General features: G+C 41.6%; 14 protein-coding genes. 7 read left to right on the top strand and 7 right to left on the bottom strand.

The window, feature by feature from the left end:
* The 3 genes from mnmG to asnC form a co-directional block, all read right to left on the bottom strand.
* A complete protein-coding gene (gene mnmG / locus PR709_RS13030; protein ID WP_004923968.1) occupies nt 1–1,890 on the bottom strand; it encodes a tRNA uridine-5-carboxymethylaminomethyl(34) synthesis enzyme MnmG in 1,890 nt (629 codons plus the stop codon).
* Between the two features lie 378 nt (nt 1,891–2,268).
* Nucleotides 2,269–2,709, bottom strand: coding sequence for an FMN-binding protein MioC (gene mioC, locus PR709_RS13025; RefSeq protein ID WP_004923965.1), 441 nt, complete (start codon nt 2,707–2,709; stop codon nt 2,269–2,271).
* Between the two features lie 91 nt (nt 2,710–2,800).
* Nucleotides 2,801–3,262, bottom strand: a complete 462-nt coding sequence (gene asnC, locus PR709_RS13020) for a transcriptional regulator AsnC (protein ID WP_004923964.1) — start codon at nt 3,260–3,262, stop codon at nt 2,801–2,803.
* A 161-nt stretch (nt 3,263–3,423) separates the two neighbouring features.
* On the opposite strand from asnC, the gene asnA reads away from it, so the two are divergent.
* Complete coding sequence (gene asnA / locus PR709_RS13015; RefSeq protein ID WP_004923963.1) at nt 3,424–4,416, top strand: aspartate--ammonia ligase; 993 nt, start codon at nt 3,424–3,426, stop codon at nt 4,414–4,416.
* Here the strand turns inward: asnA and viaA are convergent, their stop codons facing one another.
* Together viaA and ravA are read right to left on the bottom strand one after the other, a co-directional pair.
* Nucleotides 4,417–5,874 (bottom strand): ATPase RavA stimulator ViaA, encoded by a 1,458-nt coding sequence (gene viaA / locus PR709_RS13010; RefSeq protein ID WP_004923962.1) that lies wholly within the window; start codon nt 5,872–5,874, stop codon nt 4,417–4,419. It lies immediately after the preceding gene.
* 2 nt (nt 5,875–5,876) lie between these two features.
* Nucleotides 5,877–7,391 carry an ATPase RavA gene (gene ravA / locus PR709_RS13005; RefSeq protein ID WP_004923961.1) on the bottom strand — a complete coding sequence of 505 codons (1,515 nt, stop codon included), beginning with the start codon at nt 7,389–7,391 and terminating at the stop codon, nt 5,877–5,879.
* Between the two features lie 280 nt (nt 7,392–7,671).
* On the opposite strand from ravA, the gene rbsD reads away from it, so the two are divergent.
* The 6 genes from rbsD to rbsR all read left to right on the top strand — a co-directional run bounded on the left by rbsD (nt 7,672) and on the right by rbsR (nt 13,503).
* Nucleotides 7,672–8,091 (top strand): D-ribose pyranase, encoded by a 420-nt coding sequence (gene rbsD / locus PR709_RS13000; protein ID WP_004923960.1) that lies wholly within the window; start codon nt 7,672–7,674, stop codon nt 8,089–8,091.
* A 7-nt stretch (nt 8,092–8,098) separates the two neighbouring features.
* Nucleotides 8,099–9,613 (top strand): ribose ABC transporter ATP-binding protein RbsA, encoded by a 1,515-nt coding sequence (rbsA, locus tag PR709_RS12995; RefSeq protein ID WP_004923958.1) that lies wholly within the window; start codon nt 8,099–8,101, stop codon nt 9,611–9,613.
* Nucleotides 9,610–10,572, top strand: a complete 963-nt coding sequence (gene rbsC / locus PR709_RS12990; RefSeq protein ID WP_004923956.1) for a ribose ABC transporter permease — start codon at nt 9,610–9,612, stop codon at nt 10,570–10,572. Before rbsA ends, rbsC begins: the two co-directional genes overlap by 4 nt.
* Before the next feature lie 24 nt (nt 10,573–10,596).
* Entirely contained in the window at nt 10,597–11,487 is an 891-nt protein-coding gene (gene rbsB / locus PR709_RS12985) for a ribose ABC transporter substrate-binding protein RbsB (protein WP_014657139.1), read from the top strand.
* Between the two features lie 81 nt (nt 11,488–11,568).
* A complete protein-coding gene (gene rbsK / locus PR709_RS12980) occupies nt 11,569–12,498 on the top strand; it encodes a ribokinase (protein ID WP_004923951.1) in 930 nt (309 codons plus the stop codon).
* Between the two features lie 3 nt (nt 12,499–12,501).
* Entirely contained in the window at nt 12,502–13,503 is a 1,002-nt protein-coding gene (rbsR, locus tag PR709_RS12975) for a ribose operon transcriptional repressor RbsR (RefSeq protein ID WP_014657138.1), read from the top strand.
* On the opposite strand, the gene mdtD is transcribed toward rbsR, so the two are convergent.
* Complete coding sequence (gene mdtD / locus PR709_RS12970) at nt 13,500–14,906, bottom strand: multidrug transporter subunit MdtD (RefSeq protein ID WP_004923945.1); 1,407 nt, start codon at nt 14,904–14,906, stop codon at nt 13,500–13,502. The genes rbsR and mdtD overlap by 4 nt on opposite strands.
* 49 nt (nt 14,907–14,955) lie before the next feature.
* Nucleotides 14,956–15,654 (bottom strand): FadR/GntR family transcriptional regulator, encoded by a 699-nt coding sequence (locus PR709_RS12965; RefSeq protein WP_004923944.1) that lies wholly within the window; start codon nt 15,652–15,654, stop codon nt 14,956–14,958.
* Between the last annotated feature and the right edge of the window lie 150 nt (nt 15,655–15,804).

Genomic DNA, 15,804 nt, shown 5'->3' with positions numbered 1-15,804 from the left:
TTAAGCGCTCCTACGCAACATGCCTTGCTTTTTTAACCAAACAAGCAAGATGGAAATTGCTGCTGGAGTAATTCCCGAAATACGCGAAGCTTGACCAATTGAAGTTGGCTTATGATCATTTAGCTTAGCCATCACTTCATTTGATAACCCTTTGACTTGCTTATAATCAAGATCAACAGGCAATAAGGTGTTTTCATTGCGTAGTTGGCGCTCAATCTCTTCTTGCTGACGAGCGATATAACCTTCATATTTCACTTGAATTTCAACTTGATCCGCAGCTTGAGGATCGGTGATCCCCGGTGCAAAACGGCTTAGTGAAATTAATGTTTGGTAATCCATTTCAGGGCGACGTAATAAGTCTTCCCCGTTCGCTTCTTTAGAAAGCGGAACTGACAGTATCTGATTGATTTCATCATGACCTTCAGATTTTGGATGAACCCAAATATCTTTTAGGCGTTGACGCTCTTTCTCAATCAACTCAACTTTGTTGTTAAAGTGAGCCCAACGGACATCATCGACTAATCCTAACTCACGGCCTTTTTCTGTTAAGCGCAAGTCAGCATTGTCCTCGCGTAACATTAATCGATATTCTGCACGAGAAGTAAACATACGGTAAGGCTCTTTTGTTCCTAGGGTGCAAAGGTCATCCACCAGCACTCCCATGTAAGCTTGGTCACGACGAGGGAACCAACCTTCTAAATCAAAAGCATATTGAGCCGCATTTAAGCCAGCTAGCAACCCTTGCGCACCAGCTTCTTCATAACCTGTAGTTCCGTTAATTTGACCAGCAAAGAACAAACCATTAATAAACTTACTTTCAAGTGTTTGTTTTAGGTCTCTAGGGTCAAAGAAATCATACTCAATGGCGTAACCCGGACGTACGATCCTTGCATTTTCCATCCCTTTCATTGAGTGGACAATTTGCATTTGTACATCAAATGGTAGGCTGGTGGAGATCCCATTAGGGTATATTTCATTGCTCGTTAACCCTTCAGGTTCTAAAAAGATCTGGTGAGCGTCACGATCGGCAAAGCGCATGACTTTATCTTCGATCGATGGGCAATAACGAGGACCGATCCCTTCAATGATCCCAGCATACATTGGGCTACGATCAAGGTTATTTCTAATCACATCATGGGTTTTTTCATTCGTATGAGTGATATAGCAAGGCATCTGTTGTGGATGTTGATCCTGTGATCCTAAAAAGGAGAATACAGGCATTGGATCATCACCAAGCTGTTGAGCTAATTGGCTAAAATCTATTGTTCTAGCATCAATTCTTGGTGGTGTACCCGTTTTTAAACGATTAACACGTAAAGGTAATTCTCTTAGGCGCTGTGACAGTGAAACAGATGGGGGATCCCCTGCTCGTCCACCACTGTAATTTTCTAAACCAATGTGGATTTTTCCATCAAGGAAAGTACCGACTGTCAACACAACTGCTTTGGCTTTAAATTTCAGCCCCATACGGGTTACCGCACCAGTAACCGTGTTATTTTCCACAATTAAGTCTTCCACGGGTTGTTGGAAGATCATGAGATTTGGTTGATTTTCTAAAGCTGTTCTTACCGCTTGGCGATAAAGGACGCGGTCTGCTTGTGCTCGAGTTGCACGAACAGCTGGCCCTTTACTGGCATTGAGGGTTCTAAATTGAATACCCGCTTTGTCTGTCGCGATAGCCATTAGGCCACCAAGGGCATCAATTTCTTTTACCAGATGCCCCTTACCGATCCCACCGATGGCTGGGTTGCAAGACATCTGGCCCAATGTATCAATATTGTGAGTCAGTAATAGGGTTTGACGCCCCATACGTGCAGCTGCCATTGCTGCTTCAGTACCGGCATGACCACCACCAATTACGATGACGTCAAATTGCTCTGGATAAAACATGTGTGAACCTTAACGTTAGAAAAATGCTGAGTGTTGCATTCGAGGAGAGAATTCTACTCAAGTTTTAAGGATAGACCAAGCTAAGTTGATCCGAGCCTTATTATATAAAGATCTTTTTATTTAAAGATCTCTTTATTAGATCTTTTATTAGGATCATCGATATCTGTGGATAACTGACTTTTCACTTTAAAGATCATAAAAGTGTAAAGGATCATATACTGTGAATGATCCGTGATCCTTTTGCGTATAAGCTGGGATCTAAAAGGGGGGTTATGCACAGGCACCCGACCCTTTAAAACTTATACTATGGATAACTACGGGTTAATACCGCGATCTTACCAGAGTTATCCACATCTGTTCGTTGTTATTTTGAACAAACTAGAGTTCGTTTGCCCAAATTTTAACCCATTCCCCTGCTGGATCTTCCGGTATTTCGTGTTGCTGTACATCGATTTCTAGTGGCTCACCGATCCTTTTCGCCCCATGATCGACTAATAGGCGACTTAATTTATGGATCGCGCCACAGAAAGTGTCATATTCAGAACTACCGATACCTACACTACCAAACAGCACCTGACTAAGATCAGGGGATTGGCTTTCAATTTGTTCAGCTAGAGGTTGAATATTTTCAGGAAGATCGCCTGCCCCATGAGTGGAACTCACCACCAGCCATAAACCTTCACGTGGAAGTGAGTCAAGATCAGGCCCATGCTGCACTTCTGTTTCATAACCAAGTTCTTCTAAGATCTCAGCCATATGTTCTGCAACATACTCAGCACTGCCCATTGTGCTGCCACTTATTAGGGTTACTTTTGTCATGGTGATTCCCGATAGCAATATTAGGGCGTTATTGTACGCTGTGAATGAGCTGGGATCTACCTGTGGATAATGTGGTTATATAAATTTTTTTCTATGGGGTGATTGTTCTCATGATCGGGTTCTGTAGCGAGATCAGCGTTTCTGTCGATTGAATTTCATCGATAGTTTGAATTTTGTTGATAAGTACGTCTTGGAGGGCATCAATAGATCGGCACATCACCTTAATAAAAATACTGTACTGCCCAGTCGTATAGTAGACCTCAACTACTTCTTCTAGGGCGTCTAATTTTTTGAGGGCGGTGTGATAATCTTTAGCACTTTTCAAAATAATGCCAATAAAGCAGCACACATCAAAACCGAGTTGTTTCGGGCTGATATCAATACGTGTTCCTGTAATGATCCCTGCCTGCTTCATTTTTTCTACACGGACGTGAATAGTACCTGGGCTAACGGAGAATTTTTTAGCAAGTTCAGCATAAGCTGTACGTGCATTGCGCATTAATTCGTGAAGTATGTCACGATCGAGATTATCGATTTGATAATTTTCAGGCATTATTACCTCCTTAATTTAACGAATTCTCATTTTTATACCCATTTTTTTAGATAAAATAAATGAGAAAGTGTTTTTTTAATGAAGTATATTGAATTCCACCCCTGTTTTGTTGCTTAATCTACACATCGGCTAACGCAGCTAACAAATTATGGGTAAATAAAATGGACAAATCATTCATCGAACAACAGCAGCAAATCAGCTTTGTTAAATCTTATTTTTCACGTTTACTTGAAAAAGAGCTTGGCTTAATTGAAGTTCAAGGTCCTATCTTAAGCCGTTTAGGTGATGGAACTCAGGATAACTTGTCAGGCCATGAAAAAGCGGTTCAAGTAAAAGTAAAATCAATTCCTGACGCAACCTTTGAAGTGGTTCACTCCTTGGCTAAATGGAAACGTAAGACATTAGGCCGTTTCGATTTTAAACAAGGCCAAGGCCTTTATACTCATATGAAAGCGTTACGTCCGGACGAAGATCGCTTAACACCAATCCACTCTGTTTACGTTGATCAGTGGGATTGGGAAAAAGTGATGGCAGATGAGGAGCGTACACTTCCTTATCTGAAGCAGACAGTGGGTAAAATCTATCAGGCAATAAAACAAACAGAAGCCGCAATTAGCAGCGAATTTGGGCTGGCACCGTTCCTGCCAGACCAAATTCACTTTATCCACAGTGAAGAACTGCTACAGCGCTATCCTGATTTAGATGCAAAAGGCCGTGAACGTGCGATTGCTAAAGAATTAGGCGCTGTTTTCCTTATCGGTATCGGTGGGAAGCTATCAAACGGTGAAGCGCATGATGTGCGTGCACCAGACTACGATGACTGGACAACTGAAAACGAAGATGGCTTTAAAGGCTTAAACGGTGACATCATTGTGTGGAACCCAGTGCTGCAAGACGCATTTGAAATTTCGTCAATGGGGATCCGTGTTAGCCCTGAGTGCCTGACTCGTCAGCTAAGCTTAACAGGCGATGAAAAGCGCATGGAGCTAGAATGGCACCAAGCATTAGTCGAAGGCAAAATGCCACAGACTATCGGCGGCGGTATTGGTCAGTCACGTTTAGTGATGTTACTGCTCCAACGTCAGCACATTGGCCAAGTTCAATGTGGTGTTTGGTCTCCAGAAACTCGTGAATCTGTTGCGGGTATGCTGTAGTTAGCGACTAAAGCGGCGCAATAACCTGCTTTTTAATCCGGTATCAAAGCGCCAGATATGATCAAATATCTTCATGATGCCGGGTTTCCCATAATTTGAAACAGATACCGCATGGAAGCGGTATTTCCCTACCTGCTGAAGGGATCTTATCTTTTTGATTAATTCGTCAGGCAAACGTTGAGAAACAAAATCGGAAATCACCACCGCGTCAGCATCTGACCATGTCGGGGTTTCGAGTTTTTTGACCGTTTCTTGCAAACAGTTAGCTAAATCTGTTCCTCCACGAAATGTTTGGTGTAAAAAACGAATACACTGCTCTAAACCATCCACGGAGAGTAAATCATAATGGACGAGTTCAGTAGAAAATAACATGATGTGACATGAACGGTTATCCGCCAGCGCAATTTTTAATAATGCGAGGCAAAATGCTTTTGCACATCGCTCATTTATTCCCCCCATAGAGCCTGAAGTGTCAATACAGACAATAAAAGGCCCTCTAGGTTGTTCTTCATGATGATGGTGAGTTACGGGGCGCAATACTCGTCTTTCTTGCCAACTTTCTCCTTGGAGACGATAAGTGATTAACTGCTTTTCAAGCAGTTTTCGATAGAACTCAAACTCAATTTCTTCAAGCCCTAACATCGCTAATTCGGTAGGTAATAGTCGTAATACGTCATCACTTTGGCTTAATCCATCAACTTGCTCTGGTATTGTTTCAGGGACTTTCTCGAAGATAGTCATTGGCTCTAGCAGCACGCTATCTTCAGGCAGGGTGCGAGCAGATTGGCTGCGGCCTAATAATTGAGCTATCTTTTCCAATTCAGGTTGTTGACGTAAAAAATCACTATATTGATTCAATAACTTATCATTATAGGCTGATGCTGTATTTAGCCCTTTACTTAAATCCCATAATCGGCCAGCAGCCCGCTCATTTTCACCTAAAATCTCTTCGAGATTACCGCTTAACGCGAGCCGTTGTTGTAGTTCAGCGAGTAACTGCTCTTTTTCTTGCTCTAATAACTCTTTATGTAAAGTTGTCACCTGCAATATCAAACTGATCCGCCAGCGTTGGATAAATAAACTTTGCCTAGCGCTTTTATTCTCTATTTTACCTGAACTTAATTTGCAGGCTTCGGCATAAAAAGGAGAGTCTATGGCTTTTAGTGTTTCAATAATCTCGGGTAATTGATTAAAAAATAACTCAGTCGCTTGACCAAGAGACTGTTGATAAAGTTGAAACTCCTCAGCGAGTTGAGCAGGCACTAAGGCATCTTGCAGCTTTTGTTTAAGATCTTTTTTCCATTCCGATAAATCTTTTAACAGGGCTTTTTTAAGTCGAGGGTGTTTTTCAAAGAAAACGGCGAGTTGAGGTGTGGCAAGAAGAGAGATAATAATCTCTTCTATAAGCTGGCTTTCATTAACGGAAAGCAATAAGTCTAGCGTGGCTAAACTCAGCATAGTTAATCCGCCATTTTTCCTGTTATTTGATTACGTAACTGAGTGAGCTTTTCAGTTAACTTCATAAAGCTTCCTTCGATTCCTGCCAGCCAGCTTGATTCAATAAATAAATTGGGCTGTTGTTGTTCAAATTGATAACGCGCCGATTGAATATCTTGTTGGATCTTATCAAGCTTTTCTAACCATTGTGTGTTATCCGTTTTATCGACGGTGGTGGTGGATTCTTGTAAATAAAGAGTGGAAGCTTGGTGACTCACATCTAATAGCTGAATCTGATTTAAGTTATTAATTTCAGCAGCAATTTCTTGTGCAAAACCAATACCATTGAGGTGAGCTGATAGAGTAGTACCTTTCGTTAGAAAATGAGTCAGTAACTTTTTATCCGTGGTAATAAACGTTACTTTTATATCATGTAACTGTAGTGGCTTATGCAAAAATAGTGTTAAACGCCCCTCTTTGATATTTTCTGGAAGAGTGTACGTTGGCTTACGAGCAAACATTGGCGTATTTTTATTGACCTTAAAAGCATTTTGATTGTTTTGATCTTGGGTTGATGAGGTCCACTCTTGGTAGAGCATTTCTATTTCACGAGAGAGTTTTCTCTGTTGCCAGCCATCTTCTTCTAATATGGACTTGAGTAATTGAGGTAAAGCATTCATCGATTGCATGTCATGCCATAAACAATCTTTTAATAGGATGATATCAAGGGGGGAAATGGTATTTCGCCCATTAAAAAACGCACTGGCTTGTAATAAATAGACCGCTTTTTTCCAGCGTCTATCCGAGACATAAAGGTGTTTATCGGTGGCATCCAGTTGCTGGCGGAGTTGATAAATAAGTTCAAAACAGTGATCGGGAAGCGTAATTTTAGGGATTTGCTGTTGCCACTCTTTATATTCATCATCACTGATTTTTAAGTGTTCAGGAACCAGTGACTCATCTTGGGGGGATTTACCTGTCAGCAACGCTCGGAAGTTTTGTTTTTCTTGTACTTTATCGAGCCAAATACGGATAAGCATTCGGTCAAATAGCGCTTCCAAGCTATTGTCAGCATCAGGAAGCTCGTTAGATGCGGTGACTAATAAACGCATAGGAATAGCACTTTCACCATCTCCATTACGGAATTTCCGTTCATTGATAGCGGTGAGTAGGGTATTTAAGATAGCGGGGCCAGCTTTCCAAATTTCATCAAGAAAAACCACCTCAGCATCAGGTAAATAGCCTTTTGTTAGTCGTTGATAGCGCCCTTCATCTTTTAAAGCTTGGATGGATAATGGCCCAAAAATTTCCTCTGGTGTGGAAAAACGGGTCATTAAATATTCGAACGCATTCGCGTGGCGAAACGCATACTTCATGCGGCGTGCAATTAAGCTTTTAGCGATACCTGGAGGCCCTAAAAGAAAGACACTTTCACCACTTAATGTGGCCAATAAACATAAACGAATTGCTTGCTGGCGTTCATACAAACCACTTTCAAGGTAATTGCTAAGTTGGGCGATTCTTTCCGCTAACTGCATATTCGTTCCTTTTATTATTTATGTCATTTATTGCTAGGTTATCCATCGAGGTGCCAATTTTGCAACGAATTTTGTCATTTTTCTTTGATTTAGACTCACTATCAACAAAAACGATTCAGCTATAACTAATTCAATACTTTCATCTTTTCTTCTCTTTTTGGCGTTAACGAAACGTTTCGATGGTGATCACAAATCTTAGCCAACAACATTGTGTTGTTCATTTTCTTATCTATGATTAGATTTAGCGAAACGTTTCGCTCATAAGGAAACGGCGGGAACAATGAAAAAAGGTATTTTGCTTAATTCCAATATTACATCCGTGATAGCAAAGTTAGGTCATACCGACCATATCACAATTGCTGATGCTGGGTTACCTATACCACAGCAGGTTGAACGTATTGATTTAGCTATTACACAAGGTTTGCCCGATTTGATGTCGGTATTGAGTGTCATTACTCAAGAGATGCAGATTGAAAAGGCAATTTTGGCTGGCGAGATCACGACCGTTAATCCTGAAATGGAACATGCGATATTGGCACATTTGCAGGCATTAGAGCTTGCCCAAGGAAAACCAATAACAGTGGAATATTGTAGTCATGAAAGCTTTAAAAAAATGACTCATGACAGCAAAGCGGTGATTAGAACAGGGGAGTGTTCACCTTTTGCTAATGTGATCCTTTGTTCTGGTGTGACGTTTTGAGGTGTGTATGCAGCCTTTATTAGAGCTTATTGGCATTGAAAAGTCTTTTCCCGGAGTAAAAGCACTAAACGGTGCTGCACTTAAAGTTTACCCAGGAAAAGTGATGGCGCTAGTCGGTGAAAATGGTGCGGGTAAATCCACCATGATGAAAGTGCTTACAGGTATCTATAGTAAAGATGCTGGCGCTATCCGTTATTTAGGGAAAGAAGTGGTCTTTCATGGCCCTAAAAATTCACAAGAAGCAGGGATTGGTATTATTCATCAAGAGCTTAATTTGATCCCTGAACTGACAATTGCTGAAAATATTTTCCTTGGTCGCGAATTTGTTAATAAATTCGGCAAAATCGACTGGAAAACCATGTTCAGTGAATCCGATAAGCTACTAAAACGCCTGAACTTGGATTATGACAGCCATCAATTGATCGCTGAGCTTTCTATTGGCGAACAGCAAATGGTTGAGATAGCGAAAGTGTTAAGTTTTGAATCGCAAGTCATCATCATGGACGAACCAACGGATGCCCTCACAGATACGGAAACAGCATCACTCTTTCGAGTTATTGAAGAGCTTAAAGCGCAAGGGCGTGGAATTGTTTATATCTCTCATCGCTTAAAAGAGATTTTTGAAATCTGTGATGATGTAACCGTGTTTCGTGATGGACAATTTATCGGTGAAAAACCCGTTAAAGAATTAGAAGAAGAAACCCTGATTGAAATGATGGTGGGCCGTAAATTAGAAGACCAATACCCACGTATTCATGTTCCGGTGGGAGAGGTTCGCTTACAGGTTGAAAATGTATCAGGCCCTGGTGTCGATAATGCCAGCTTTTCATTGAGAAGCGGTGAAATTCTAGGCGTTTCTGGTTTGATGGGAGCAGGGCGTACTGAATTAATGAAGATCATTTACGGCGCTGCGACAAAAAAATCAGGTGAAGTACGCCTTGATGGCAAAAGTATTTCATTAAAAACGCCACAAGATGGTTTAAATAACGGCATTGTCTATATCTCGGAAGATCGTAAACGTGACGGTTTAGTACTAGGTATGTCCGTCAAAGAGAACATGTCGTTGACAGCACTTCGTTACTTTAGTCGTGCTGGCGGCAATCTTAAACATAAAGAAGAACAACAGACGGTCGGTGACTTTATTCGCTTATTTAATATCAAAACCCCTTCCATGGATCAGATTATTGGCAACCTATCGGGAGGAAATCAGCAAAAAGTCGCGATTGCGCGTGGTTTGATGACAAGGCCTAAAGTCCTGATTTTAGATGAACCAACTCGAGGTGTGGATGTTGGGGCTAAAAAAGAGATCTATCAATTAATTAACCAATTTAAAAAAGAAGGGCTGAGCATCATCTTAGTTTCTTCTGAAATGCCAGAAGTGATTGGGATGAGTGACCGCATTCTCGTTATGCATGAAGGGCATATTAGCGGTGAGTTTTCAGCTAAACAGGCCACTCAAGAAGTCTTAATGGCTGCCGCTGTTGGCAAAAGCTACGGCTCAGTTCAGGAGTTATCAGAATGACATCGAATACCACAACCTCAAAACGTTGGTTCAGTAAAGCATGGCTAATGGAGCAAAAATCACTGATTGCATTATTAGTGTTAATTGCCATTGTTTCATCCCTTAGCCCGAATTTTTTCACCCTTAATAACCTGTTTAATATCCTGCAACAGACATCGGTTAACGCCATCATGGCTGTGGGGATGACGTTGGTGATCTTAACCTCCGGTATTGACCTATCTGTTGGTTCATTACTGGCTTTAACAGGGGCTGTTGCGGCATCGATGGTGGGGGCTGATGTGAATGCCTTCGTCGCCGTTGCGGGAGCATTAGCCCTTGGGGCTGCTATTGGTGCTTGTACGGGGGTGATTGTCGCCAAAGGTAAAGTTCAAGCCTTTATTGCGACATTAGTCATGATGTTGTTATTGCGGGGGGTGACACGTGTGTATACCGATGGTAGCCCGATCAATACAGGTTTCAGTGATAATGCAGATCTTTTCGGCTGGTTTGGTATTGGTCGCCCCTTCGGGATCCCGACCCCTGTTTGGTTGATGATCATTGTGTTTGCCGCGGCATGGTATCTATTACACCACACCCGTTTGGGTCGATATATCTACGCATTGGGTGGAAATGAAGCCGCGACGCGCTTATCCGGCATTAATGTCGACAGAATTAAAATTATTGTCTATGCCCTGTGTGGATTATTAGCGGCATTGGCGAGTGTTATTGAAGTTGCTCGACTGTCGTCAGCGCAACCAATGGCTGGTAATGGTTATGAGCTTGACGCAATTGCCGCTGTTGTTCTTGGCGGTACAAGTCTGGCTGGTGGTAAAGGACGCATTGTTGGAACTTTGATTGGTGCTCTTATCTTAGGTTTTCTCAATAATGGCTTAAACTTACTAGGTATATCATCAAACTATCAAATGATTGTAAAAGCGGTTGTCATCTTACTTGCCGTACTCGTTGATAATAAAAAGTAACTTATACCCTACAGGAATACGATTATGAAAATGAAAAAACTCGCAACCTTGCTATCAGCCGTCGCTTTAAGTGCTACTGTGAGTGTTAATGCGATGGCGAAAGAGAGTATCGCTCTGGTTATTTCCACACTGAACAACCCGTTCTTTGTGACAATGAAAGATAGTGCTCAAAAAGAAGCCGATAAATTAGGTTACGAACTAATAGTACTCGACTCTCAAGATAACCCTGCTAAAGAGCTAGCTAACGTTCAAGACTTAACTGTTCGTGGCACTAAACTCATGTTGATTAACCCGACCGATTCAGATGCGGTTGGGAATGCCATTATCATGGCCAATAAAGCAAAAATTCCTGTTATCACCCTAGACCGCGCAGCTAACAAAGGTGATGTAGTCAGTCATGTCGCTTCTGATAACCGAATGGGCGGTAAGATGGCGGCAGATTTTATCGCTGAAAAAACAGGTAACGACGCCAAAGTGATCCAACTCGAAGGGATCACAGGAACTTCCGCAGCTCGTGAACGCGGTGAAGGTTTTAATACCGGTGCAAAAGAGCATAAATTTAATGTATTAGCCAGCCAGCCTGCTGATTTTGATAGAACAAAAGGCTTAAACGTGATGCAAAACCTACTGACAGCGCATCCTACTGTGCAAGCGGTATTTGCTCAAAATGATGAAATGGCATTAGGGGCGCTAAGAGCGTTACAAACCGCAGGACGTGATGATGTATTAGTTGTCGGGTTCGATGGAACCAATGATGGTATTAAAGCGGTTGAAGGGGGCAAACTAGGCGCAACAATTGCACAGCGCCCTGATCAAATTGGCATTGTAGGTGTACAAATCGCCGATAAAGTTTTGAAAGGTGAAAAGGTCGAGCCAACAGTACCTGTAGAACTAGAACTGGTTGTTAAAAAGTAATAAAGATTAACCGCCGTTAACCTTAACGGCGGTTTGCTCTATTTGCGAATAAAATAAAAAAGGCAAAAGGAAATAAATGTTATGGGCGCAGCTAAACTTGTGGTTTTAGGTAGTATCAATGCTGATCATATTCTAAACATCGGGCAATTTCCGCAACCGGGAGAAACGGTTAGAGGGAATCACTATCAGGTTGCTTTTGGTGGTAAAGGTGCGAATCAGGCGGTTGCTGCTGGACGAAGTGGTGCTGACATAACATTTATTGCTTGCGTCGGTAACGATAGCATTGGGCAAAGCATCAAAACGCAGCTCAAAAATGATCATATTGATGTTGAATGTATTGATGTCGTTGATAATGAAACAACGGGTGTTGCACTGATTTTTGTAAACCAACAAGGTGAAAACGTAATTGGTATCCATGCTGGAGCCAATGCGCATTTAACTAAAGAAAGAGTGAACCACTATCAGCAAAAAATCATTGATGCAGATGCCGTACTGATGCAATTAGAATCCCCTATTGAAGCGGTTCAGTTAGCAGCGGAAATTGCACAAAAAAACAGTACAAAAGTCATCTTAAACCCTGCACCTGCCCAAGCTCTTCCTGACTCGTTACTTGCTTTAGTCGATATTATTACGCCAAATGAAACAGAAGCGGAGCATTTGACTGGAATTACCGTCAAAGATGATCAGAGCGCACAAGCGGCAGCTCAAGTATTGCATGATAAAGGTATCAGTAAAGTCATGATTACGTTAGGGGCGAGAGGCGTTTGGTATAGTGAAAAAGGTTCAACAGGTAAAATTATCGCTGGATTTAAAGTGAAAGCCGTCGATACAATTGCGGCAGGGGATACCTTTAATGGCGCTTATGTTACCGCTTTACTTGAAGGGAAAAGTGATGCTGAGGCTATTGTTTTCGCTCATGCAGCGGCTGCAATTGCGGTAACTCGACCCGGTGCACAACCCTCTGTACCATGGCGCAATGAAATCGATGCATTTTTAACTCAACAGGAATAGCTTGTGGCAACAATGAAAGATGTTGCGCGCCTTGCTGGCGTGTCGACATCCACCGTTTCTCATGTCATCAACCAAAATCGCTATGTCAGCGAAAGTGTGACATTACGAGTCAAAAATGCGATTGAGCAGCTAAATTATGCTCCATCGGCGTTAGCTCGTAGCTTAAAAATGAATCGTACTAATACGATAGGTATGTTACTGACAACCAGTAATAACCCTTTTTATGCAGAAGTGGTTCGTGGGGTTGAGCGCAGTTGTTATGAACGTGGTTATAGTTTGATCCTCTGTAATACTGAAGGCGACCTTCAGCGGATGAATCATAGTTTAGAAACACTATTACAGAAACGCGTTGATGGTTTACTGATGATGTGTACAGAAGTTCAGGGGCCATCAAAAGAGGTTCTTTCCCGTTATCCCGCAGTGCCTACCGTGATGATGGATTGGTCTCCCTTTGAGTCTGATGGCGATATTATTCAAGATAACTCTTTTCTTGGCGGGGAGATTGCCGCACGTTATTTAATTGATGCGGGGTTCACCCAAATTGCTTGCATCGCAGGCCCCCAAGACAAATCACCGGCACGTGCGCGTTTCCAAGGTTTTATGCAGGCGATGAAGCAAGCATCGCTGAATATTCCTGATGAATATATTATTTTTAGTGATTTTGAATTTGCTGGTGGCTTTAATTCAATGAATAAACTGTTGGCGCTTGCTAACCCACCTAAAGCTATTTTTGCCGGGAATGATGCCATGGCCGTTGGCGCTTATCAGGCGATATTTCGTAAAGGACTGAAAGTACCTGATGATATCTCAATCATTGGCTACGATGATATCGACTTATCACCTTATATGATCCCGCCATTAACGACGATTCATCAACCAAAAGATGAATTAGGTAAATTGGCTGTCGACCAGCTTATTTTTCGGATGGATAACCCTGAAGCCGACGCTAACGTTTTGGTGTTGACGCCCAAACTGGTTGAGCGCCAATCCGTTAAACGAAATTAGTTCTTATCTGATGGTTTAGACTTATTTTTTATTAAGTTTTGACCATCACTTTTCTTCAACAACAAGAAGACAAATGCAGAAAGTAATGTAATAGCACCGATAGTTATAAAGGTGTAATGGAAATTATCTACAGTATTCCCATGTGGTAAGCCTTCATAGAAGCTCAATATTGCCGCACTGACTGCAATACCAAAACTGATCGATAGCTGTTGAGTCACCGCTAACATACTATTCCCCGCACTGGCATTATTATCTGTTAAATCAGCTAAGCAAATCGTATTCATCGCAGTAAATTGCGTTGACATAACCATCCCAAGCACAAATAGAGGTATCACCAGTAAATAGATAGACATAGTCGGAGTCTGGAGAGAAAACTGAGCTATCATAAAACTAATAATGACCGTCACGGTAAACAGTGTTTTTCGATAACCAAAGCGAGTCAGTATCCGAGTTACTGCTGATTTTGCGATAATTGACCCTATAGCCATTGGAGCCATCATCATACCGGCGATAACCGCTTCGTAGCCAAAACCAACCTGCAACATTAATGGCATCAAAAATGGAATACTTCCTGTCCCTAATCGAGTGGCAATATTACCGCTAATACCAATACTAAAAGTACGGGTTTTAAATAAGTTTAGTGGAATGATGGCATGTTTTATACGTCGAGCATGAAAAACATAAAGAAATAGGCATACAAAACCACCGAGTACGATGGATGCTGGAATGTAACCGGGCAAGGACTTGTCGCCAAAGAGATCCAGACTGACTGATAACATGACAAGACCAAAGCCAAAGAGAATAAACCCAAGAACATCAAACTTACGTTTTGGCATTTTAAAATCAGGCATTGATTTTAAGGCGTACAAGATCCCTAAAATACCAATCGGAATATTGATAATGAAGATCCAATGCCATGTGGCATAAGTCACTAATACACCGCCTAGTAAAGGGCCTAAGATAGGACCTACTAATCCAGGGATAGTAACAAAGTTTAATATTGGGAGTAATTCACTGCGTGGATAGGCACGGATCAATGCAAGGCGCGCAACAGGCATCATCATTGCCCCACCAATACCTTGGATAACGCGGGAGGTGACTAAAAATGTCAATGACGGTGATAGCGCACAAAGAAGGGAACCAAAGGAAAACAGTGAAACAGCGATAATAAAAATGCGACGAGTGCCGAACCTATCTGCAAACCATCCACTCACAGGAATTAATAATGCAACTGTTAATGTATAACTGACAATCGCAGATTGCATGGCGAGTGGTGAATGGTGGAGGCTTTTGGCGATATCAGGTAGCGCCGTGTTCAAAATGGTTGCATCAAGGGCTTGCATGAAAAATGCCATTGCGGCTATCCATGGAAGGCCTGACATGCTTTTAGCTGTTTTTAACATCGGTAACCTATTAAATAAAAAGTTAAAGCAAACATGGAAAGTTATCGTGTTAGGTTTGTTTTCCAGTAATAGTTAATAACTTATAGCAGAGATCAAACGCTTTGGCGCTATTACCTTTTATTATGGCATTTGCCAGTTGCTGATGAATGTCTACTTCAATAACGTCATTTTCTGTAATCGCATCAAAATAGAATTGATAGACAGAACGGAATAAATTGGCAAAGGAGATCAAAAATGGATTGGCACAAGCTTCATAAATCGTTAGATGAAAACGGTGATCAACATCTATCCAACGCTGCCTATCAAATTGCTTTTCTAATAATTGCATTTCATTGGCGAGTGCTTTGAGTAAATTATTTTGCTTGTCTGTGGCATGTTTTGCGGCAAGGTAGCAAGCTTGCGGTTCAATCGCGAGTCTTACAACATGAAAATGCCTAATAACGACCGTTTGTTCATCACTGCTTATCCACCATTTAAGCAGATCTTGATCCAAAAAATTCCAGTGGGATGAAGGCATAACTCTTGTGCCAATGCGAGGACGCGCAAGTAACATCCCTTTTGCTGCTAACATCTTAACCGCTTCTCTAATCGCTGTGCGGCTGGCTTGGAATTTATCAGATAACTCTATTTCACTGGGAAGAATAGAGCTTGGTAAATAAGTGCCTTTCAAAATCTCTTGGCCTAGCTGTTCGGCAATAAGATAAGAAAGGTTTTTTTGCGAAGCAGTTTGCTGCTCACTAAATTCCATAATTAGTCCCAATACATAACCTTGAGCAATTATATTACGTGAGTTGGGGGATAATTGCTGCTGAAATAATCAATTCTACCGTTGTTTTAGTTGATTTATCACCGTTTTGATGAAAAAAAGCGCGAACGAAAAGAAAATGCAAAATAAGGG

This window comes from Providencia sp. PROV267, from assembly GCF_028477825.1.
GTDB lineage: Bacteria > Pseudomonadota > Gammaproteobacteria > Enterobacterales > Enterobacteriaceae > Providencia > Providencia stuartii.
Note: the sequence above shows the minus strand (reverse complement) of the source record. Positions and strands in the feature narration are given on the sequence as shown.